Origin of the sequence: Mesorhizobium sp. AR02 (assembly GCF_024746835.1) — a bacterium.
In the GTDB taxonomy this organism is placed as follows: Bacteria; Pseudomonadota; Alphaproteobacteria; order Rhizobiales; family Rhizobiaceae; genus Mesorhizobium.
The window spans coordinates 2805864-2826572 of the sequence record NZ_CP080531.1; the positions used below are offsets into that span (position 1 = coordinate 2805864).

The following is a 20709-nucleotide window of genomic DNA, read 5'->3' on the forward strand; positions in this document are numbered from 1 at the left end:
TTAGAATCAGAAGAATCTTAGATATAAGAATCTTTAAGATTATAGGGAGGCTGGGAGAGGCGAGCGCTCGATGCCCAAAAACCGGATCATGCTGGACGTGCTCAAGGGCGAAGCGGTGTTTCCGCCTCCGCTCTGGATGATGCGCCAGGCCGGGCGTTATCTGCCGGAGTATCGGGAGACGCGCAGACGAGCTGGTTCGTTCCTCGACCTCTGCTACGATCCCGACCTTGCCGTCGAAGTGACGCTGCAGCCCATCGAGCGCTTCGGCTTCGATGCATCGATCCTGTTCTCCGATATCCTTGTCGTTCCGCATGCACTTGGCCGCGACGTTCGCTTCGAAGAGGGAAGAGGACCGCTTTTGACGCCGATCTCCGTGGCCGAGATTGCGGCTCTGGAGAGCGATGTGTTTCACGTGAATCTCGAACCGGTCTACGAGACGGTTCGCCGCCTGCGGGCAAAGCTACCTGATGAAACCACGCTGATCGGCTTCTGCGGCGCGCCGTGGACGGTGGCGACCTATATGATTGCCGGCCATGGCACGCCCGACCAGGCGCCGGCGCGGTTGTTTGCCTACCGCGAGCCGGAGGCGTTCCAACAGCTGTTGAAGGTGCTTGCCGACCATTCGGCTGCGTATTTGATCCGGCAGATCGAAGCTGGGGCCGATGTCGTACAGATTTTCGATTCCTGGTCCGGCGTGCTCGACGACGCGTCGTTCGACCAGTTTTGCGTTTGGCCGGTGGCCGAGATCGTCAGGCAGGTTCGCGCCGTCCATCCCGATGTTCCGATCATTGGTTTTCCCAAGGGTGCCGGCGCTCGCTACCGCACCTATCGCCAGAAGACCGGCGTGACGGGGCTGGGGATCGACTGGACGGTGCCGCTGGCAGCAGCGAAGGACTTGCAGCGCTCGGGTGCGGTCCAGGGCAATCTCGATCCCTTGCGGCTCGTGGCTGGCGGCAAGGCGCTATCGGATGGCGTCGAGGCGATCCTGAAAGCGCTTGGTGATGGACCGCTGATCTTCAATCTCGGCCATGGCATCACGCCGGAGACGCCGATCGCCCATGTCGAGGCGATGGTGAAACAGGTTCGGAGCGCGACACGCTGATGGCTCAGTCAAATAACACTGGCAACACGAACAGCACAGGCCAGGCGATGATGCGCATGACTATCGGGATCGGTGTCCTGATTGTGCTGACGGCGCTTTTGTTTTTCGCAGCACCCGACAGTTTCTATCCCTGGGCAAAGGCGATCCATATCCTGGCCGTCATTTCGTGGATGGCCGGCATGCTCTATCTGCCGCGCCTGTTCGTCTATCACGTCGATGCCGAGAAAGGCTCGGTGCAGTCGGAGACCTTCAAGGTGATGGAGCGGCGCCTGCTGCGCGGCATCATCAATCCAGCGATGATCGTCACCTGGGTGTTCGGCCTGTGGCTTGCCTGGAAAGTGTTTGGTTTCCACGGCGGGTGGCTGCACGCCAAGATAGGCCTGGTGCTTCTTTTGTCCGCCGTTCACGGTTATCTTGCCGGCGCGGTGCGCAAATTCGCCGAGGATCGCAATGAAAAGCCCGCGAGGCACTGGCGGATCGTCAATGAGATCCCCACATTAGTGATGATCGCAATCGTGATCTTGGTTGTCGTCAAGCCGTTCTGAGGCATTTGCGCCCCCCTCAAAACGCGGCTTGCTCTTTCATCCGACCGACGATAAAAGACGGGTCTTCCTTCCCGTCATGCGCCGCCCCTCATTGCTTTCGGCCGCGCCCGGCATTTGTCGCATCCCGTCGATATCCTCCCAAAGCTTACCCAGACTCCATCTATTCAAGGTCCGTCTATGCAAGAAATGAAACTCGCCGAGTTCAAGAACAAGAAACCCCCAGAGCTGATCGCTTATGCCGAATCGCTCGAGGTCGAGAATGCCAGCGTCATGCGCAAGCAGGAGCTGATGTTCGCGATCCTGAAGAAGCTGGCCGCCCAGGACGTCGAGATCATCGGCGACGGCGTGGTCGAAGTGCTTCAGGACGGTTTCGGCTTCCTGCGCTCGGCCAATGCCAACTATCTGCCAGGTCCCGACGACATCTACATCTCGCCGTCGCAGATCCGGCGCTTTTCGCTGAAGACCGGCGATACGGTCGAAGGGCCGATCCGCAGCCCGAAAGAGGGCGAGCGCTATTTCGCGCTGCTCAAGGTCAACACCATCAATTTCGACGATCCCGAAAAGATCCGTCACAAGATCCATTTCGACAATCTGACGCCGCTCTACCCGACCTCGCGGCTGAAGATGGAAATGGAGGTTCCGACCTCCAAGGATATCTCGCCAAGGGTCATCGACCTGGTGGCGCCGCTCGGCAAGGGCCAGCGCGCTTTGATCGTCGCGCAGCCGCGTACCGGCAAGACCGTTCTGCTGCAGAACATCGCCCATTCCATCACCACCAACCACCCCGAATGCTATCTGATCGTGCTTCTGATCGACGAGCGTCCGGAAGAAGTGACCGACATGCAGCGTTCGGTGAAGGGCGAGGTCGTCTCTTCGACCTTCGACGAACCGGCGGTGCGCCACGTCCAGGTCGCCGAAATGGTCATCGAGAAGGCAAAGCGCCTGGTCGAACATGGCCGGGACGTCGTCATCCTGCTCGATTCCATCACTCGCCTCGGCCGCGCCTACAACACCGTGGTGCCGTCATCCGGCAAGGTGCTGACCGGCGGTGTCGACGCCAACGCGCTGCAGCGGCCGAAGCGCTTCTTCGGTGCGGCGCGCAACATCGAGGAAGGCGGCTCGCTGACCATCATCGCCACCGCGCTGATCGATACCGGCAGCCGCATGGACGAAGTCATCTTCGAAGAGTTCAAGGGCACCGGCAATTCGGAAATCGTGCTCGACCGCAAGGTCGCCGACAAGCGCATCTATCCGGCCATGGACATCTTGAAGTCCGGCACCCGCAAGGAGGACCTGCTGGTTCCGCGCTCGGACCTGCAGAAGATCTTCGTGCTGCGCCGCATCCTGGCGCCGATGGGAACCACCGACGCAATCGAGTTCCTCATCGACAAGCTGAAGCAGACCAAGACCAATGGCGATTTCTTCGATTCGATGAACACGTAAGGGCCTTACCCTCCCCCTTGTGGGGAGGGTCGATCCGCGCAGCGGATCGGGGTGGGGGTCAGCACCGAGGCTGGCGATTTACCCCCACCCCGTCTCACGATCTCCGCTTGGCTACGATCGCGAGCCGACCCTCCCCACAAGGGGGAGGGTGAGGAGCTAGCGCCGCAACAGCCGCTCCAACTCCCCTGCATCCGTCACCACCGGCAAACAGACCTGCCCGGTACAAAGCCAGGCACCCACCTTGTCAGTCGGCGGTAGAATCCCGCCGGGCAGCAAGGGTCGATTCGCTTCCGAACCAATCGCGGCAATGATGTCGACGCGGCGCGGGTCGGGGCATCGATTCGCAACCGGAACGAGCGTTGGCTCTTCCATACTGTCGACGATGACCAGCTTCAGCGGCTCGATCGCCAGGGCGCAGGCATTGACGATGCCGGCCTGGCCATAGGCCTGGTGCGCCGCGCGGCCGGCCGCATGCTCGGCAATCTTCCACGCTCTCTCCTGAAGATCGAGATCGCCGGTAACGGAAGCGAGCCGCACCAGCGCTGCGATAGTCTGGCTGGTGGCTGACGAAATGGCCTCATCGACATCGCCCCTGATGCGGATCGGCACGTCGGTGCTGTCCGAAGCAGTCAAATAATAGCCTGTGCCCGTGACGTCGGCGTGCCAACGGTCGAGCTGTTCAATGAATTGCTTTGCCAGGTCGATATAGGTCCAATCGCCCGATGCCTCGAACAGCGAGATCGCCGCATTGGCCATGGCGGCGTAGTCAATCGACAAAGCCGGAAACAATTTCCTGACGCCGAGCATGGAATGCGGCAAGCGATTGTCGCGGCTGGCGGAGCTGATATGGGCAAAAGCCTTGGCCGCTGCCTCGATCCAGTCGGGCCGCCCCAGTGAACGGCCGGCCTCGGCAAGTGCCGCAATCATCAGGCCGTTCCAGTCGGTCAGGGTCTTTGCATCGAGGCCAGGCCTGACCCGCTCTTCTCGGGCAGCGAGAAGTCTGGCTTTGAGCGGGATCAGCCGGTCGCGATCGGCCACGCTTTGGGCTTGCTGGGCGCGGGTCTGGTGGACGACCGGCTTGCCTTCCCAGCCATGTGGGCTGGAGAGCATGAAGTATTTGAAAAACAAGGCAGAATCATCACCGAGGACGGCCTCGATTTCTTGCCTGCTCCAGGTGTAGAACAGCCCCTCCTCGCCATCGCTGTCGGCGTCGAGGCTGGCGGCGAAGGCACCGCCGTCGACGCGCATTTCACGCAGCAGCCAGTCGACCGTCTCTTCGATTCGTACCCGGAACAAATCATTGCCGCTCGCCGAAAAAGCCCAGTTGCAGAAGCGGATCAGCTCCGCATTGTCGTAGAGCATCTTTTCGAAATGCGGCACCAGCCATTCGGCATCGGTCGAATAGCGGCTGAGCCCGCCGCCAATGTGGTCATAGATGCCGCCGCTCAGCATCTGTTCGAGGCTGACGAGCACGTCGTCGCGATGGGAAGCGTTGCCGTCGCGCAGCCAGGACAGCCAGAGCGTGAGCATGAACGGCGCGTTGGGGAATTTCGGTGCGCCGCGCAGGCCGCCAAGGTCGCGGTCGATCATGCCGTCGATGCGGCCGGCGAGGTCGGACAGCGTGCCGCGATCAAGAACCGTCTTGGCATGTATGCCGGAGAGACGCGCCTCGACATGCGAGGTCAGGCCGTCGGCGCTCTGATGCAGGCTGGCCCGCTTCTCGCGCCAGGCCTTGTCGACTGCTTCCATCACCTGGATGAAACCCGGGCGGCCATAGCGCGGCTCACGCGGAAAATAGGTGCCGCCCCAGAATGGCTTGCCGTCCGGCGTCAGGAACATGGTCAGCGGCCAGCCGCCTTGCTCGCCCATCGAGGAGAGGGCGGCCATATAGATCTGGTCGATGTCCGGGCGCTCCTCGCGGTCGACCTTGATATTGACGAACAGACGGTTCATGACGGCGGCGACGCCGTCATTCTCGAAGCTTTCATGCGCCATGACATGGCACCAGTGGCAGGCGGCATAGCCGACGGAGAGCAGGATCGGGCGATCGAGCGTCTTTGCTTCTTCCAGGGAAGCCGGCGACCAGGCCCGCCAATGGACGGGATTGCCGCTGTGCTGCTGCAGATAGGGGCTGGCTTCGTCGGCAAGCAGGTTTTGCGCGGGCAGCGTCACGATGGGCAAACTCGGTCTGGGTTGTTTTGAAGGCGCGAAGCTAGGGCGGTTCGACAGAGCGGGCAAATGATTTCAGGCGATTCGATCGTTGCGCTGTCGAGCGGCCGGCTTCCGGCCGGGGTCGCGGTGCTGCGTATTTCCGGTTCGCAGACTCGATTCGTAGTCGAAACGATCGCCGGAGGCATGGTTAAGGAGCGGGTGGCGGTTCTGCGCAAGTTCCGGGCACCGGATGGAACCGTGCTGGACAGCGGTCTGGTTGTCTTCTTCCTTGGTCCAGCCAGCTTCACTGGCGAGGATGTCGCCGAATTCCATGTCCATGGCGGACGCGCCGTGGTGGCCAGGATGCTGGAGATCATCAGCGGTTTTGACGGCGTCAGGCACGCAGAGCCCGGCGAATTCACCCGGCGCGCCTTTCTCAATGGCAAACTCGACCTGGTCGAGACGGAGGCGCTGGCGGACCTGGTCAACGCGGAGACCGAGGCGCAGCGCCGCTTCGCCATTCGGAATGCCGAAGGCGTCCAGAGTGATCTCTATATGAGTTGGCGCCGCCGGCTGATCCATGCACGGGCCATGATCGAGGCGGAGATAGACTTTGCCGATGAGGACGATGTGCCCGGTTCCGTTTCGGATTCGGTTTGGTCTGATATCAGGGCGATGATCGGCGAGATCGATCACCACATTGCCGGATTTCATGCTGCCGAGATCATCCGTGACGGCTTCGACGTCGTTATTCTCGGCGCGCCCAATGCCGGCAAGTCGAGTCTGTTCAACGCCTTGGCGCGGCGCGATGCCGCTATTGTAACGGATGAGCCCGGCACGACGCGGGACCTGCTCGAGGTGACGCTGGATCTGGGTGGATTCCGCGTCAGGCTGACGGACACGGCCGGTTTGCGCGACGCGCCGGGCAAGGTCGAGGCGATCGGTATCGAGAAGGCCAGGGCCAAGGCCGATCGCGCCGATCTCCTGCTGCTGTTGGAAGACATTCTGGCTCCCAGGGACATCGGTCCGTTGCCGGATACGGCAGCTCGGCTGCGGGTTGGCACCAAGCTCGATCTGTTGGATGGGCAGGCCGCCCGGGATGTGACCGCTCGATATGACCTCGTCATTTCAGTTGTAAACGGAACTGGTGTGGAGGCGCTGCTTGCCGAGATCGGTCAGCGCGCGGCAGATGCGGCCGGCGATATTGGCGATGTTCTGCCTTCGCGCCTGCGCCATGTCGAGTTGCTCAACGATGCGAATCGCCACCTGCTTCGAGCGATCGATGGCGACGCCACTGGCCAGGAACTGCGCGCCGAGGAGTTACGACTGGCGGCGGATCGCCTGGGCCGGATCGTCGGCGCCATCGATGTCGAGGATATGCTGGATGTGATTTTCGGGCAGTTCTGCATCGGCAAATGATTCACGTGAAACAATGACTTGGTCGAACATGAGCCTGGTCTCGGTGGCGGGGATGCATTTTGCGGGAACGCCCGTTTCTTCGTCATCCACGGGCGGAGCAAGGAGCGCAGCGACGCAGCGCAGACCCGAGGATCCATGCCGGGACTCCAAAGCGTTGCCACGATATAGAATTCTGCTCCGCTGCACCCATCGGTGAGGTCGCGGCATGGATCCTGGGGTCTCCGCGACGCCGCTCCCGCTCCTTGCTCCGCCCGTGGATGATGAAGTTGGGCTACGTCGGCAATCCCTAGCCGTGACTCACGTGAAACAATCGCGCCGATGACTCACGTGAAACACTGCTGAACGCGGCCTTCAGCTGTTTCACGTGAAACTTGCAGCGAAGTTTTCTTGACAGCTTGGCCCCGCGGGGACATGTGTCCCTCAATCTTTTGAGTCCAGGAAATTTGAAATGACCGATCACTATGATGTGGTTGTGGTGGGCGGCGGCCATGCGGGTTGCGAGGCGGCCAGTGCGGCCGCGCGCGCCGGCGCCAAAACCGCACTGGTGACGCTGCGCTTCGATACGATCGGCGTGATGTCGTGCAATCCGGCGATCGGCGGGCTTGGCAAGGGCCATCTGGTTCGCGAGATCGACGCCATGGACGGTCTGATGGGCCGCGTGGCCGATACAGCCGGCATTCAGTTCCGCCTGCTCAATCGCCGCAAGGGTCCAGCGGTGCGCGGACCGCGCACGCAGGCCGACAGAAAGCTCTATCGCCTGGCCATGCAGGAAGCGATTCGGCAGCAGAACGATCTCGACGTCGTCGAGGCCGAGGTTCTGGATTTCGAGATCAGCGACGGACGCATCGCCGCCGTTCTGCTGGCGGACGGCCGCAAGCTAGCCTGCGGCGCCGTGGTTTTGACGACCGGAACCTTCCTGCGCGGGCTCATTCATATTGGCGAGAAGAAGATTGTCGCCGGCCGCATGAACGAGCAGGCGAGCCTTGGCCTGTCGGCGACGATGGACCGTGCGGGCTTCAGGCTCGGGCGGCTGAAGACGGGCACGCCGCCGCGGCTGGATGGAAAGACCATCGACTGGGCTTCGCTGGAAAGCCAGGCCGCGGACGAAGATCCAGTACCGTTCTCGCTGATGACGGAGCGCATCGAGACGCCGCAGATCGAGTGCGGCATCACGCGCACGACGTCAGCCACGCATGAGCTGATCCGCGCCAATCTCGGCCGCTCCGCCATGTATTCCGGCTCGATCGAAGGTGTCGGGCCGCGCTATTGTCCGTCGATCGAGGACAAGATCGTCAAGTTCGGTGATCGGGACGGCCACCAGATCTTTCTCGAGCCGGAAGGCCTCGACGACGATACCGTCTATCCCAATGGGATCTCGACCTCGCTGCCCGAGGACGTACAACTCGACATTCTGAAAACCATCCCAGGGCTGGAGCGCGCGGTCATGCTGCAGCCTGGCTATGCCATTGAGTACGACCATGTCGATCCACGCGAGCTGCATCAGACGCTTGAGACGAAGCGCGTCGGCGGCCTCTTTCTCGCCGGGCAGATCAACGGCACGACCGGCTATGAGGAGGCCGCGGGCCAGGGACTGCTTGCCGGCCTCAACGCGGCGCGGCGGGCGGCAGGCGAGGAACAGATCGTGCTCAGCCGCACCGAAGCCTATATCGGCGTGATGGTCGATGATTTGACCAGCCGCGGCATCAGCGAACCCTACCGCATGTTCACCTCGCGGGCCGAATTCCGGCTGTCGCTGCGCGCCGACAATGCGGATGAACGGCTGACGCCTCTGGCGGAGAGGCTTGGGATCGCTTCTGCGCAACGGATGCAGCGCTACGGCGATGTCATGCAACGGCTCGACGCGGCGCGTGAACTAGCGAAGTCGCTTGCGATGACCCCGAATGAAGCGGCACGGCACGGGCTGGAGATCAACCGCGATGGCGTGCGCCGGTCCGGCTATGAGTTGCTGGCCTATCCCGATGTCGACGTCGCCTGGCTGGCGAGGATCGAGCCGAGATTTGGCGCCATCGATGGCAAGACAGCGGAGCGGCTCGAAACGGAGGCGAAATATTCGGTCTACCTCGATCGCCAGAAGACGGATGTCGCGCAGATACGTCATGAGGAGAGCCGGTTGATTCCCGAGACGGTCGATTTTGCTGGCGTGCCCGGCCTGTCCAATGAGTTGAAGCAGAAGATGCAGGCGCGGCGGCCGCGTTCCATCGCGGACGCCCAGCGCATGGAAGGCATGACGCCGGCGGCGCTGGCTATCATTGTCGCGCATGTTCGTCACCATGAAGTCGCGCAGAGGGACGTTGCGTGAGTTCTGTCTCCTGGACGAGCCTGCAGGACGCGGCCGGCCCGGTTTCACGTGAAACATTCGATCGCCTGGTGGCGTTCGAAGAGATGTTCCAGAAATGGAACCGCAGCATCAATCTCGTGGCGCAGTCGACAGCGGGCGATGTCTGGCAGCGCCACATATTGGACAGCGCGCAGCTTGCGCGCATAGAGCCCATTGCCACGCGTTGGGTCGACATCGGTTCGGGTGGCGGATTTCCGGGTCTTGTGATGGCCTTTCTGCTGGGCGAGCGCGATGGCGCCAGCATCGACCTGGTCGAGAGCAATCGAAAAAAGGCCTCGTTCCTGCAGACCGTCATTGGCCAGTTCAACTTGCCGGCGCGGGTCGTGGCGCGCCGTATTGAAGACAGCCATGCGCTTGTTTCTGCGCCGCAAATCGTCACGGCGCGGGCTCTCGCCTCGCTTTCGACCTTGCTCGATCTGTCAGCGCCCTGGCTGACGTCAGGCGCGCGCGGTCTGTTCCACAAAGGCCGGGATTATCGCGCGGAAGTGCAAGAAAGCGTTAACCGATGGGGCTTCGATCTGGTAGAACATCCCAGTGTGACCGACCCCCATGGCGTCATCCTCGAACTGTCTGACCTGCGACCTGTCTGAGCTTCGACTGGTCGGACTATTTGGCGACCCTAAAATGAATTTCTGGCATAGATCCATGATGAAGAACGGCCCCCGAATCATCACCGTCGCCAACCAGAAGGGCGGCGTCGGCAAGACGACCACCGCCATCAATCTGGCCACCGCTTTGGCCGCCATCGGCGAAAAGGTGCTGATCGTCGATCTCGATCCCCAAGGCAATGCCAGCACCGGCCTCGGCATCGACCGCAAGGATCGGACGGTTTCTTCCTACGATGTGCTGACCGGCGAACTCGAGCTCGAAGCCGCGGCCATTCCGACCGCCGTGCCCGGCCTCTCGATCGTACCGTCGACGCTTGATCTACTCGGCATCGAAATGGAGATCGCCTCGGCGCCTGACCGGGTGCTCAAACTGCGCAACGCGCTGCGCGCCGCAACCGAGCGCGGGGCGCCGTTTAATTATGTGCTGATCGATTGCCCGCCTTCGCTCAACCTTCTGACTTTGAATTCGATGGCAGCAGCGGATTCTGTTCTTGTGCCGCTGCAATGCGAGTTCTTCGCGCTCGAAGGCCTCAGCCAATTGCTGGAGACCGTCGAGCAGGTGCGCCGCTCGATCAATCCGGACCTTATTATCCAGGGCATCGTGCTGACCATGTATGACGGCCGCAACAACCTCGCCAACCAGGTGGTGCAGGATGTACGGGCGCATATGGGCGACAAGGTCTACGAAACTATCATTCCGCGCAATGTGCGGGTGTCCGAGGCGCCGTCTTACGGCAAGCCGGCGATCCTTTACGATTTGAAGTGCTCGGGCAGCCAGGCTTACCTGCAGCTGGCCTCGGAAGTGATCCGCCGCGAGCGCAAATTGCGCGCCGCTTGATTAGGCCGGATGCATAATTAACAGCCGATTCGATACCGAAACGATCTAAACACCTGGAATAAAAATGAGCGAAGACCTTTCGAGAAAAAGACTGGGCCGTGGGCTGGCCGCACTGATCGGCGAGATCGATCGCCCGGCCGCACCGGAAAAGCCCGGCATGAGCGCCGACGGCAAGGTGCCGATCGAGTTCCTCAGCCCCAATCCGAAAAATCCGCGCCGGCATTTTGGCGACGCCGAACTGACGGACCTCGCTCAGTCGATCCGCGAGCATGGCGTGGTGCAGCCGGTGGTGGCGCGGCCGTCGCCGACGCAGGCCGGCCGCTACGAGATCATCGCCGGCGAGCGGCGCTGGCGGGCGGCGCAGCGCGCCGGGCTGACAGAGATCCCGGTCATCATCCGAGAGGTCAACGACCGCACGGCGCTCGAGCTGGCGATCATCGAGAACGTCCAGCGCACCGACCTCAACGCGGTCGAGGAAGCGCTAGGCTACCAGCAGCTGATCGACGAGCACGGCTACACCCAGGCCGATCTCGGCAACGTCATTGGTAAGAGCCGCAGCCATGTCGCCAACACGCTCAGGCTGCTGAAGCTGCCGGACGTGATCCGCGACATGCTGGTCGATGGCGCGCTGTCGGCCGGTCACGCCCGCACGCTGGTGACGGCCGAGGATCCGGCCGGCCTTGCCAAGCGCATCGTCGAAGAGGGCCTTTCGGTGCGCCAGGCCGAAGCGCTGGCGCAAATGCCGGCCGGTCCCACGCCTGCCAAGCCGAAGCAGCCGCAAGCCGCGCCGGAAAAGGACACCGACACGCTGGCGCTGGAAAAGCTGATGACCGATACGCTCGGCATGATCGTGGCCATCGACCACAAGGGCAAGGGCGGCGAGCTGCGGGTGTCCTATCGGTCGCTGGAGCAGCTGGATGAGCTATGCCGGAGATTGAAGCAGGAGCGGTAGTTAGCCGGCGAATAATATCAAGCGGAAGCTTGATTTGGCGCAGAGAAAACGAGGGCTGGCTGTTGGGTCAGCCCTTTCTTTTTGTGGCGCTGATGTTTGGGAACGGCGTCGGAGCTGCCGATCTCCCCACGAGGGGGCAGATCGGCCAATCGCCTACCCCAGCCCCACCCCTGGCGCCCGCGGCTTGACAGTGCCGGGCAACGGCGTAACCTATATTAGATATGGCTTAAATTAATTGCCCTAGCGTGCCGGTCAGTCGCGGCGGGGGCTGTTTGCCATTCCAACAATAGTCGTGAAATGGCACCGCCTCGCCAAAGCGACATGCCGATGCGCCTGACGCAAGTGGGAGGTGCAAATGGCAGTCCGTTGGCAATTGTCCGGAAGTTACTTCGAAAATTGTAGCTGCGATGTCGTATGTCCTTGCCTGCTGTCCACCAACGCGCAGCTGACATCGAAGCCGACGAGAGGCGTTTGCGACGTCGGTTTGGTTTTTCATATCGATACGGGCAATTACGGCGACGTTCGATTGGATGGGCTCAGTGTCGCGATGGTTGCTCACACGCCGGGTCCGATGGCAAACGGCAATTGGACGGCCGCCGCCTATATCGACGAACGGGCCGATGACAGGCAAACAGAGGCGCTAGGCGCCATCTTCACCGGCGCCGCGGGCGGCCCCATGGCGGTGCTGGCACCCATGATCGGCACGAACCTCGGCGCCAAGAAGGTGCCGATAGACTATCGGATAGACGGCAAGAAGCGGTCGGCGGAGATTGCGGGCGTCATGCACATGGCGGTCGAGCCGCTGCCGACAATGCGCGAGGACGGGCAGATGTGGGCCGCCACCGGCCATCCTGTCAATCCCGACTGGCTCGCCCTGGCGATGGGGGCGGAAGGCAGTACATTCAGCGACCATGGCATGAGCTGGGACAATTCCCGCCGAAACGGACATTACGCCCCGATCAATTGGTCCGGCCAGCAGTAGCCGCAGGCCGCATAGCACGGAACGTACCCGTCCATGGCGCCGACGTTGCAGCGATATGTCATTCTCGCGCTGCTGATCGCGATCGCCGCGGCGGCGTGGACCCTGCTTATCCGGCAGCAGATGGGCATGGACGCGGACATGCGTATGGACTCACTCACCATGGGCATGAAGGCGCCGCTGTTTCTTGCCGTCTGGATGATCATGATGATTGCCATGATGTTTCCGACGGCAGCGCCGATGATCCTGACGTTTCACCAGGTCCAGGCCGGCAAACAGGGCCGGGGCGAGACCTTTGTCTCGAGCTGGGTGTTCGTGGCCGGGTACATGCTGGTTTGGGGCGTGATGGGCGCTATCGCCTTTGCCGGTGCGGCGGGTGCGGAGATGCTTGCCGGGCATGTGGGATTGTCGACGGCGACGGCCGCGCGTATCGGCGGCGCGCTGCTGATGATTGCGGGCGCCTATCAACTCTCGCCACTGAAAGATCTGTGCCTGGCTAAATGCCGCACGCCGATTGGCTTCATCCTGACCTCATGGCGCGATGGTTACTGGGGCGCGGTTCGCATGGGCCTGGAGCATGGACTTTTTTGCCTGGGCTGTTGCTGGCTTTTGTTTCTCGCCCTCTTTCCTCTCGGCATCATGAACGTCGCCGCAATGGCCGTGGTCACCGTGCTGATCTTTGCGGAAAAGACCCTCCCGTCAGGAGATGGGATCGCAAAGGTGTTGGGTGTCGCTCTGCTGCTTTATGGCGCGGCGGTGCTGGTCTTTCCACAGGCGCTGCCAACCTTCCAGCCGGTGGGCGCCATGATGATGAATTGACCAATGGAGGCCGCGCTCGGCGCCGAAAAGGGGAGGATCGCTCTCCTACCTCTGCCCCAGCCGCGCGCTTTCCACCGCGATCCCCAGCAAGGCCTGCCGTGCCAGCGCGACCGAAAGGTCCGGCCGCCGACGCGTCTGCAGCACGGCGGTCTGCAGACGGGTCAGCGCGCGGCTGAGCGCGTCGCTGCTCCAGCGCTCCAGCGCCTTCTCCACCAGCTTGCGCCTTGAGAAGAAAACCGGTGGCCGCGCGGCGGCAACCACCGAAGCGGCGTTGCGGCCGGCAGAGTCCATCTGGCCACGCATGATCTGGATTTGCTGCAATTGGCGCATCGCCGAGGACAGAACGAGGAAGGGCGGGCCGCCGGACTGGCAGTGGCGGGTGAAGGCGGTGTCGAAGTCGCCGATCTTGCCTTCGAGCAGCGCGTCGACGGCGTCGTCGAACGAGGCGCCGGACACGTCGCCCGACATCGCTCTCACCTCGTCGAGCCCGATCTCCTTCTGGCCGTGGGCGTAGAGGATGAGCTTTTCGATTTCGCCGCGCGAGGCCAGCCGGTCGCCGCCGAGATTGCGGCGCAGCGCCTGTCTGGCCTCCAGCGTCATCGACATGCCGGCCTTGCGCAACTCGTCGTCGATGACCGTGTCGATGTCGCGGGCTTCATCGGAGTAACAGGGCAGCGCCATGGCGTTGTCGGCGCCCTCGACCACGGCGCGCAACCCGACGCCCTTTTTGAGATCGCCGGCCTCGATCAGAATGATGGCATCGCGCGCGGGTTCCGCTGTCAGCGCCTTGACGTCCTCGGCCAGCGCCTTCTGGCCTGTGGCGTTGCGCACCCACAGCAGCCGCCGATCGGAAAACATCGGTACGGTGCGGGCCTCGTCGAGCAGGCGGCCCTCGTCGCGGTCGACTTCCGAGCCCTCGAGCCGGACCACCGAGAACGGATCGTCGAGCGGCAGGCCGGTCTTTTCGGCAAAGGCTTTTGCGCGCTCGGACACAAGCCCGCGATCAGGGCCATAAAGCAGGACGATCGAGATGCGCGGGTCAGGCCGCGCGAGCCAGGAATCGACCTCGAAAGCTTTCTTCTGTGCCATGAGGGGTGGGTTAGCACGGCAAGGGGACGAGGTGAACGGCTTCGATCGACGGGAGGGGAGAAACGCGGGTTTGCCGCCCTTGGCGTGTCCAGTCGATAGATAGGTGACACTTTGAACCGGATACATGGGTAACAGTTCTCCCCTATGCGTCCGCCGCAGCGCCAAGCCGATTGGTTGGCGTGGCGCTGCGAAGCAGCGACGGAGTGGGGGAAGGCGGTTCTCAAATGCGCCGCCGCTGGCAATTCGCCACAGGGCCTCAATCAGGGCGAGGTATCGCCCCGGCTTGAAGTGACAACGGCCGAACCAGGTCGACCCCCACTCCGTCTCGGCTTCGCCGAGCCACCTCTCCCCCGATCGACGGGGGAGAGGAAAGGCGCGAGTTTGCCGGCCTCCACCAAACCGCTTGGCGCAGTGGCGAACACATAGGGGAGAACTGTTACCTATCTATCCGGTTCAAACTGTTACCCATCTATCGGCTGGACAAGGCGCGGGCTCGCCGACCTTGGCGCCCTTCCTCTCCCTCCGGAGGGGGGAGAGGTGGCGCTGCGAAGCAGCGACGGAGTGGGGGAAGCCGGCCCTCAAATGCGCTGCTGCTGACAACTCGCCACAGAGCCTCGATCAAGCCGAGGCATTGCCTAGCTTGAAATAACAAAGCCCAAGCCATCGACCCCCACTCCGTCGAGCTTCGCTCGACACCTCTCCCCCGATCGACGGGGGAGAGGAAAGGCGCGATGGTCTGCCGCCCAATCACCTTATCTGGCCGGAAATCCCGCCCAATCTTGCGCCAAATTGCGCGCCGCACTGAAACATCGACAAGAAATTTCGCGCACATATCTACATCTTGTACTCGGGAGGCTGGATCGGCCGGCGCGGCCGGTCCGATGTGTGCGCCTTGCCCGACGAATTCGCACTGGTCTGGCGGCACGGATGTGCAAATATCCTCGGGCCAGGCAACATTGGAGGACAAAGGTCATGGCCGATGCTGGGATGTTGCGGTTTCACGTTCCGGAGCCGGAAGTGCGGCCGGGCGGCACGCCTGACTTTTCCAATGTGACCATCGCCGAGGCCGGCTCGGTGCCGCGTCCCGACATCGATGTCGATCCGCGCACCATCCGCGACATGGCGTTTTCGATCATCCGTGTGCTGAACCGCAACGGCGAAGCGGTCGGGCCGTGGGCCGGGTTGCTTTCCAGCCATGAACTGCTGGAGGGCCTGCGCCATATGATGACACTCAGAACCTTCGATGCCCGCATGCAGATGGCGCAGCGACAGGGCAAGACATCCTTCTACATGCAGCATCTCGGCGAGGAGGCGGTAAGCTGCGCCTTCCGCAAGGCGCTTGCGCCGGGCGACATGAATTTTCCGACCTATCGGCAGGCCGGCCTGCTCATCGCCGACGGCTATCCGATGGTGACGATGATGAACCAGATCTATTCCAACGAGGCCGACCCGCTGAAAGGCCGGCAGCTGCCGATCATGTATTCGTCGAAGGAGCACGGCTTCTTCTCGATCTCCGGCAATCTGGCGACGCAATATATCCAGGCGGTCGGCTGGGCGATGGCCTCGGCGATCTCGAACGATTCCAAGATCGCGGCGGCCTGGATCGGCGACGGCTCAACGGCGGAATCCGACTTCCATTCGGCGCTGGTGTTCGCCTCCACCTACAAGGCGCCGGTCGTGCTCAATGTCGTCAACAACCAGTGGGCGATCTCGACCTTTCAGGGCATTGCGCGTGGCGGCTCCGGCACCTTTGCCGCGCGGGGCCTCGGCTTCGGCATTCCCTCGCTGCGGGTCGACGGCAATGACTATCTCGCCGTCCACGCTGTCGCCAAATGGGCGGCGGAGCGTGCGCGCAGCAACCTTGGGCCGACGCTGGTCGAATATGTCACCTATCGCGCCGGCGCCCATTCGAGCTCGGACGATCCCTCCGCCTACCGGCCAAAGACCGAATCCGATGCCTGGCCGCTCGGCGACCCGATCGTGCGGCTGAAGAACCATTTGATCGGGCTCGGCGTCTGGTCGGATGAGCGGCACGCGCAGGCTGAGGCCGAAATCCTCGACACGGTGATCGCGGCGCAGAAGGAGGCGGAAAGCCACGGCACGCTGCATGCCGGCGGCAAGCCGTCGACGCGCGACATGTTCGAAGGCCTATACGCCGAGATGCCGCCGCATCTCAGACGCCAGCGCCAGCAGGCGGGAGTCTGAGCCATGCCAAGACGGACCATGATCGAGGCCATTCGTGATGCCATGGATGTGTCGATGGGACGTGACGACAAAGTCGTCGTGTTCGGCGAGGATGTCGGCTTCTTCGGCGGCGTCTTCCGCGTCACCCATGGCTTGCAGGCCAAATACGGCAAGAGCCGCTGTTTCGATGCGCCGATCAATGAATCCGGCATTGTCGGGTCGGCCATCGGCATGGCGGCCTATGGCTTGAAGCCCTGCGTGGAAATTCAGTTTGCCGACTACATGTACCCTGCCTACGACCAGCTGACCCAGGAGGCGGCGCGGCTGCGCTACCGCTCGAACGGCGATTTCACCTGCCCGATCGTTGTGCGCATGCCAACCGGCGGCGGCATTTTTGGCGGCCAGACACACAGCCAGAGTCCGGAAGCGTTGTTCACCCACGTCTCCGGTCTGAAGACCGTCGTGCCATCCAACCCGCATGATGCCAAGGGACTTTTGATCGCGGCGATCGAGGATCCTGACCCGGTGATCTTTCTCGAGCCAAAACGCCTCTACAACGGACCGTTCGACGGCCATCACGACCGGCCGGTGACGCCCTGGTCGAAGCATGAGCTCGGCGAAGTCGCCGACGGTCATTACACCGTGCCGCTCGGCAAGGCGGCGATCCGCCGGGCAGGTTCGGCGGTCACCGTGCTCGCCTATGGCACCATGGTCTATGTCGCGCAGGCGGCGGCCGAGGAAACCGGCATCGATGCCGAGATCATTGATCTCAGGACACTGCTGCCGCTCGACCTCGACGCCATCGTCGCTTCGGTCAAGAAGACCGGGCGCTGCGTCATCGTGCATGAGGCGACGCTGACCTCCGGCTTCGGCGCCGAGCTGTCGGCGCTGGTGCAGGAAAACTGTTTTTATCATCTGGAAGCGCCGGTGGCGCGGGTCGCCGGCTGGGACACGCCCTATCCGCATGCGCAGGAGTGGGACTATTTCCCGGGGCCCGCGCGGGTCGGCCGCGCGCTCATCGAAACCATGGAGGCCTGACATGGGCGAGCACATCATCAAGCTGCCCGATGTCGGCGAGGGCGTCGCCGAGGCCGAGCTCGTCGAATGGCACGTCAAGATCGGCGACATCGTGCGCGAGGACACCGTGCTCGCCGCCGTCATGACCGACAAGGCGACGGTCGAGATTCCGTCACCCGTCGATGGCGAGATCCTGTGGCTGGGCGCCGAGATCGGCGACACGGTGGCAATCGGCTCGCCGATCGTGCGGCTGAAAGTGGCGGGCGAGGGCAATGTGAAGCCGCAGGGCGGCGCCAAGGCCGAGGTGGTGGTCGAACCTCCGGCCAAGCTTCCGACGCCGAAACCCGAGACTGCCGCGCCGGCCGCGAAGTCCCCGGCAAAAGCCAGCGTTGCGGACGTGAAACCCGCCCCCGGCGTTTTGAAAAGCACCGGGCGGACATCCGTCTCCGGCGCGCCGCGCCCGGAAGGCGAAAAACCGCTGGCGTCGCCGGCCGTGCGCTTGCGGGCGAAAGAGGCGGGCATCGATCTGAGACAAGTTGCCGGAAGCGGCCCGGCCGGCCGCATCGGTCATGAGGATATCGAGGCGTTCCTGGCGCGCGGGCCGCAGGTGGCCAAGGCATCGGGCCTCGCCCGCAACGATGCGGTCGAGGACATCAAGGTGGTGGGCTTGCGGCGCAAGATCGCCGAGAAGATGACGCTGTCCAAATCGCGCATCCCTCACATCACCTATGTCGAGGAGATCGACGTCACCGCGCTGGAAGAGCTGCGCGCCGCGCTCAACAAGGAGAAGCGGGCGGACAGGCCGAAGCTGACGCTGCTGCCGTTCCTGATGCGGGCCATGGTCAAGGCGATCGCGGACCAGCCCCAGCTCAATTCGCTGTTCGACGACGAGGCCGGCATCATCCACCAGCATGGCGGCATCCATATCGGCATCGCCGCGCAGACGCCGTCGGGGCTGGTGGTGCCTGTCGTCAAGCATGCCGAGGCGCGCGACATCTGGGATTGCGGCGCCGAGGTCAACAGGTTGGCCGAGGCGGCCAAATCCGGCACGGCGACACGCGACGAGTTGTCCGGCTCGACCATCACCATCACTTCGCTCGGCGCCATGGGCGGTGTTGCGACGACGCCGGTCATCAACCATCCGGAAGTGGCAATCATCGGCGTCAACAAGATGATGGTACGGCCGGTGTGGGACGGCACGCAGTTCATCCCGCGCAAGATGATGAACCTGTCGTCGAGCTTCGACCATCGGGTGATCGATGGTTGGGACGCGGCGGTGTTCGTGCAGCGGATCAAGACGCTGCTGGAAACGCCGGCGCTGATCTTTGTGGATTGAGGTGATGAGAACGGTCGCAAAGTCCCCCTCACCCGGATTGCCAACCGAATTGCGAAGGCAATTCGGGGCAATCCGACCTCTCCCCGAGGGGAGAGGAGATTGTCGACGCCGGCGCCAGTCTCTTCTCCCCAGCGGGGAGAAGGTGGCCGCGAAGCGGCCGGATGAGGGGGCCTTCACCAAAAAGAGCGTGCCAAGATGAAAGAAATCTCCTGCAAGCTGCTCGTCATCGGCGCCGGTCCGGGCGGCTATATCTCAGCCATCCGCGCCGGCCAGCTCGGCGTCGATACGGTGATCGTCGAAGCCGGCAAGCCTGGCGGCACCTGCCTCAATGTCGGCTGCATTCCGTCCAAGGCGCTGATCCATGCGGCGGAAGAGTTCGAGAAGGTCGCGCATATGGCCGGCGGCAAGAGCCCGCTCGGCATTTCGGTTTCGGCACCCGTGCTCGACCTCGGCAAAACCGTCGCCTGGAAGGACGGCATTGTCAGCCGGCTCAACAGCGGCGTCGCCGGCCTGTTGAAGAAGGCCGGCGTGAAGACCGTGCATGGCTGGGCGACGTTCCGTGACGGCAAGACCGTCGAGGTCGAGACCGAGACGGGAAGCCAGGTGATCCGTGCCGAAACGATTGTCATCGCCGCCGGCTCGGCGCCGGTCGAACTGTCTTTTCTTCCCTTTGGCGGGCCTGTCATATCGTCCACGGACGCGCTGGCGCTGAGCGAAGTGCCGAAGAAGCTTGCTGTCGTTGGTGGCGGCTATATCGGGCTGGAACTCGGCATGGCCTTCGCCAAGATGGGCGCTCAGGTGACCGTGGTCGAGGCCTTGCCGCGCGTGCTGGCGCAGTATGATGCCGAGCTGACCCGCCCCGTGGTCAAGCGGCTCGGGGCACTCGGCATCGAGGTCATTCTCGGTGCCAAGGCCAAGGGCCTGTCGACCAAGGGTGACGCGCTGCTGGTCGAGACAGCGGACGGCAAGAGTGCCAGGGTTTCCGCCGACAAGATCCTGGTGACGGTCGGCCGCAAGCCGGTGACGGAAGGCTGGGGGCTCGACCAGATCGACCTCGACATGTCAGGCAAATTCATCCGCATCGACGACCAATGCCGCACCTCGATGCGCGGCATTTTCGCCATTGGCGATGTCACCGGCGAGCCGATGCTGGCGCATCGCGCCATGGCGCAAGGCGAAATGGTCGCCGAGATCGTCGCCGGTCACAAGCGCAGCTGGGACAAGCGCTCAATCCCCGCTGTCTGCTTCACCGATCCGGAGCTGGTGACGGCCGGGTTGTCGCCGGAAGAGGCCAAGGCTCAGGGCGAGATCAAAATCGGGCTGTTCCCGTTCGCCGCCAATGGGCGGGCGATGACGAGGCTCGGCGAGGAGGGGTTCGTTCGCGTCGTTGCCCGCGCCGACAACCATCTGGTGCTCGGCATCCAGGCGGTCGGGCAAGGCGTGTCGGAACTGTCGGCGGCGTTCGGGCTGGCGCTGGAAATGGGCGCGCGGCTGGAGGATATCGCCGGCACCATCCATGCCCACCCGACGCAGGGCGAGGGTTTCCAGGAGGCGGCGCTGAAGGCGCTCGGGCACGCGCTGCATATTTGAGGGCCAGGCTGTCCAGCCGATAGATGGGTAACACTTTGAACCGGATACATGGGTAACACTTCTCCCTCTATGCGTCCGCCGCAGCGCCAAGCGGATTGGATGGCGCGGCGCTGCGGCGGGCACGCGGCCTAGGAAGGGCGCGAGTTCGCCGACCCAAGCTCCCTTCCTCTCCCTCCGGAGGGGGGAGAGGTGGCGCTGCGAAGCAGCGACGGAGTGGGGGAAGGCGGTGCTCAAACGCGCCGCCGCTGGCAACGCACCACAGGGCCTCGATCACGGCG

At 63.1% G+C, this 20709-nt stretch carries 16 protein-coding genes; 14 read left to right on the top strand and 2 right to left on the bottom strand.

Annotated features, from left to right (window positions below):
* The first annotated feature begins 70 nt into the window (after window positions 1–70).
* From hemE to rho, 3 genes are all read left to right on the top strand, one after another.
* On the top strand, window positions 71–1102 hold the full coding sequence (gene hemE, locus DBIPINDM_RS17600; RefSeq protein ID WP_258588428.1) for a uroporphyrinogen decarboxylase: 1032 nt from the start codon (window positions 71–73) through the stop codon (window positions 1100–1102).
* A gap of 56 nt (window positions 1103–1158) precedes the next feature.
* Window positions 1159–1647, top strand: coding sequence for a protoporphyrinogen oxidase HemJ (hemJ, locus tag DBIPINDM_RS17605; protein WP_416361763.1), 489 nt, complete (start codon window positions 1159–1161; stop codon window positions 1645–1647).
* Window positions 1648–1824: 177 nt separating this feature from the next.
* Window positions 1825–3090, top strand: coding sequence for a transcription termination factor Rho (rho, locus tag DBIPINDM_RS17610; protein WP_258588430.1), 1266 nt, complete (start codon window positions 1825–1827; stop codon window positions 3088–3090).
* A gap of 156 nt (window positions 3091–3246) precedes the next feature.
* Here the strand turns inward: rho and DBIPINDM_RS17615 are convergent, their stop codons facing one another.
* The gene (locus DBIPINDM_RS17615) at window positions 3247–5262 is read right to left on the bottom strand and encodes a thioredoxin domain-containing protein (RefSeq protein WP_258588431.1); all 2016 of its coding nucleotides are present in this window, start codon (window positions 5260–5262) and stop codon (window positions 3247–3249) included.
* 66 nt (window positions 5263–5328) lie between these two features.
* Between DBIPINDM_RS17615 and mnmE the strand changes: the two genes are divergently transcribed.
* From mnmE to DBIPINDM_RS17650, 7 genes are all read left to right on the top strand, one after another.
* Window positions 5329–6660 (top strand): tRNA uridine-5-carboxymethylaminomethyl(34) synthesis GTPase MnmE, encoded by a 1332-nt coding sequence (mnmE, locus tag DBIPINDM_RS17620; protein ID WP_258588432.1) that lies wholly within the window; start codon window positions 5329–5331, stop codon window positions 6658–6660.
* A gap of 448 nt (window positions 6661–7108) precedes the next feature.
* Window positions 7109–8980 (top strand): tRNA uridine-5-carboxymethylaminomethyl(34) synthesis enzyme MnmG, encoded by a 1872-nt coding sequence (gene mnmG / locus DBIPINDM_RS17625; RefSeq protein WP_258588433.1) that lies wholly within the window; start codon window positions 7109–7111, stop codon window positions 8978–8980.
* The gene (rsmG, locus tag DBIPINDM_RS17630) at window positions 8977–9609 is read left to right on the top strand and encodes a 16S rRNA (guanine(527)-N(7))-methyltransferase RsmG (protein ID WP_258588434.1); all 633 of its coding nucleotides are present in this window, start codon (window positions 8977–8979) and stop codon (window positions 9607–9609) included. Before mnmG ends, rsmG begins: the two co-directional genes overlap by 4 nt.
* 55 nt (window positions 9610–9664) lie before the next feature.
* Entirely contained in the window at window positions 9665–10465 is an 801-nt protein-coding gene (locus DBIPINDM_RS17635; protein WP_258588435.1) for a ParA family protein, read from the top strand.
* Window positions 10466–10529: 64 nt separating this feature from the next.
* Window positions 10530–11417, top strand: a complete 888-nt coding sequence (locus DBIPINDM_RS17640) for a ParB/RepB/Spo0J family partition protein (RefSeq protein ID WP_095789017.1) — start codon at window positions 10530–10532, stop codon at window positions 11415–11417.
* A gap of 355 nt (window positions 11418–11772) precedes the next feature.
* The gene (locus DBIPINDM_RS17645) at window positions 11773–12399 is read left to right on the top strand and encodes a DUF1326 domain-containing protein (protein WP_258588436.1); all 627 of its coding nucleotides are present in this window, start codon (window positions 11773–11775) and stop codon (window positions 12397–12399) included.
* Window positions 12400–12432: 33 nt separating this feature from the next.
* Window positions 12433–13215, top strand: coding sequence for a DUF2182 domain-containing protein (locus DBIPINDM_RS17650; protein WP_258588437.1), 783 nt, complete (start codon window positions 12433–12435; stop codon window positions 13213–13215).
* 45 nt (window positions 13216–13260) lie between these two features.
* Here DBIPINDM_RS17650 and holA read toward each other — a convergent pair whose 3' ends face one another.
* Entirely contained in the window at window positions 13261–14304 is a 1044-nt protein-coding gene (holA, locus tag DBIPINDM_RS17655; protein WP_258588438.1) for a DNA polymerase III subunit delta, read from the bottom strand.
* A 972-nt stretch (window positions 14305–15276) separates the two neighbouring features.
* Here holA and DBIPINDM_RS17660 point away from each other — a divergent pair.
* From DBIPINDM_RS17660 to lpdA, 4 genes are all read left to right on the top strand, one after another.
* Window positions 15277–16509 (top strand): 3-methyl-2-oxobutanoate dehydrogenase (2-methylpropanoyl-transferring) subunit alpha, encoded by a 1233-nt coding sequence (locus DBIPINDM_RS17660; protein ID WP_258588439.1) that lies wholly within the window; start codon window positions 15277–15279, stop codon window positions 16507–16509.
* A gap of 3 nt (window positions 16510–16512) precedes the next feature.
* Window positions 16513–17526 carry an alpha-ketoacid dehydrogenase subunit beta gene (locus tag DBIPINDM_RS17665; RefSeq protein ID WP_258588440.1) on the top strand — a complete coding sequence of 338 codons (1014 nt, stop codon included), beginning with the start codon at window positions 16513–16515 and terminating at the stop codon, window positions 17524–17526.
* A gap of 1 nt (window position 17527) precedes the next feature.
* Window positions 17528–18841 (top strand): dihydrolipoamide acetyltransferase family protein, encoded by a 1314-nt coding sequence (locus tag DBIPINDM_RS17670; RefSeq protein ID WP_258588441.1) that lies wholly within the window; start codon window positions 17528–17530, stop codon window positions 18839–18841.
* Between the two features lie 195 nt (window positions 18842–19036).
* On the top strand, window positions 19037–20431 hold the full coding sequence (gene lpdA / locus DBIPINDM_RS17675; protein WP_258588442.1) for a dihydrolipoyl dehydrogenase: 1395 nt from the start codon (window positions 19037–19039) through the stop codon (window positions 20429–20431).
* Window positions 20432–20709: the final 278 nt, after the last annotated feature.

Bases quoted from the DNA above. Each gene is read 5' to 3' on its own strand.
- hemE (WP_258588428.1), top strand. From the start codon at position 71: ATGCCCAAAAACCGGATCATGCTGGACGTGCTCAAGGGCGAAGCGGTG.
- hemJ (WP_416361763.1), top strand. From the start codon at position 1,159: ATGACTATCGGGATCGGTGTCCTGATTGTGCTGACGGCGCTTTTGTTT.
- rho (WP_258588430.1), top strand. From the start codon at position 1,825: ATGCAAGAAATGAAACTCGCCGAGTTCAAGAACAAGAAACCCCCAGAG.
- mnmE (WP_258588432.1), top strand. From the start codon at position 5,329: ATGATTTCAGGCGATTCGATCGTTGCGCTGTCGAGCGGCCGGCTTCCG.
- mnmG (WP_258588433.1), top strand. From the start codon at position 7,109: ATGACCGATCACTATGATGTGGTTGTGGTGGGCGGCGGCCATGCGGGT.
- DBIPINDM_RS17635 (WP_258588435.1), top strand. From the start codon at position 9,665: ATGATGAAGAACGGCCCCCGAATCATCACCGTCGCCAACCAGAAGGGC.
- DBIPINDM_RS17640 (WP_095789017.1), top strand. From the start codon at position 10,530: ATGAGCGAAGACCTTTCGAGAAAAAGACTGGGCCGTGGGCTGGCCGCA.
- DBIPINDM_RS17645 (WP_258588436.1), top strand. From the start codon at position 11,773: ATGGCAGTCCGTTGGCAATTGTCCGGAAGTTACTTCGAAAATTGTAGC.
- DBIPINDM_RS17650 (WP_258588437.1), top strand. From the start codon at position 12,433: ATGGCGCCGACGTTGCAGCGATATGTCATTCTCGCGCTGCTGATCGCG.
- holA (WP_258588438.1), bottom strand. From the start codon at position 14,304: ATGGCACAGAAGAAAGCTTTCGAGGTCGATTCCTGGCTCGCGCGGCCT.
- DBIPINDM_RS17660 (WP_258588439.1), top strand. From the start codon at position 15,277: ATGGCCGATGCTGGGATGTTGCGGTTTCACGTTCCGGAGCCGGAAGTG.
- DBIPINDM_RS17665 (WP_258588440.1), top strand. From the start codon at position 16,513: ATGCCAAGACGGACCATGATCGAGGCCATTCGTGATGCCATGGATGTG.
- DBIPINDM_RS17670 (WP_258588441.1), top strand. From the start codon at position 17,528: ATGGGCGAGCACATCATCAAGCTGCCCGATGTCGGCGAGGGCGTCGCC.
- lpdA (WP_258588442.1), top strand. From the start codon at position 19,037: ATGAAAGAAATCTCCTGCAAGCTGCTCGTCATCGGCGCCGGTCCGGGC.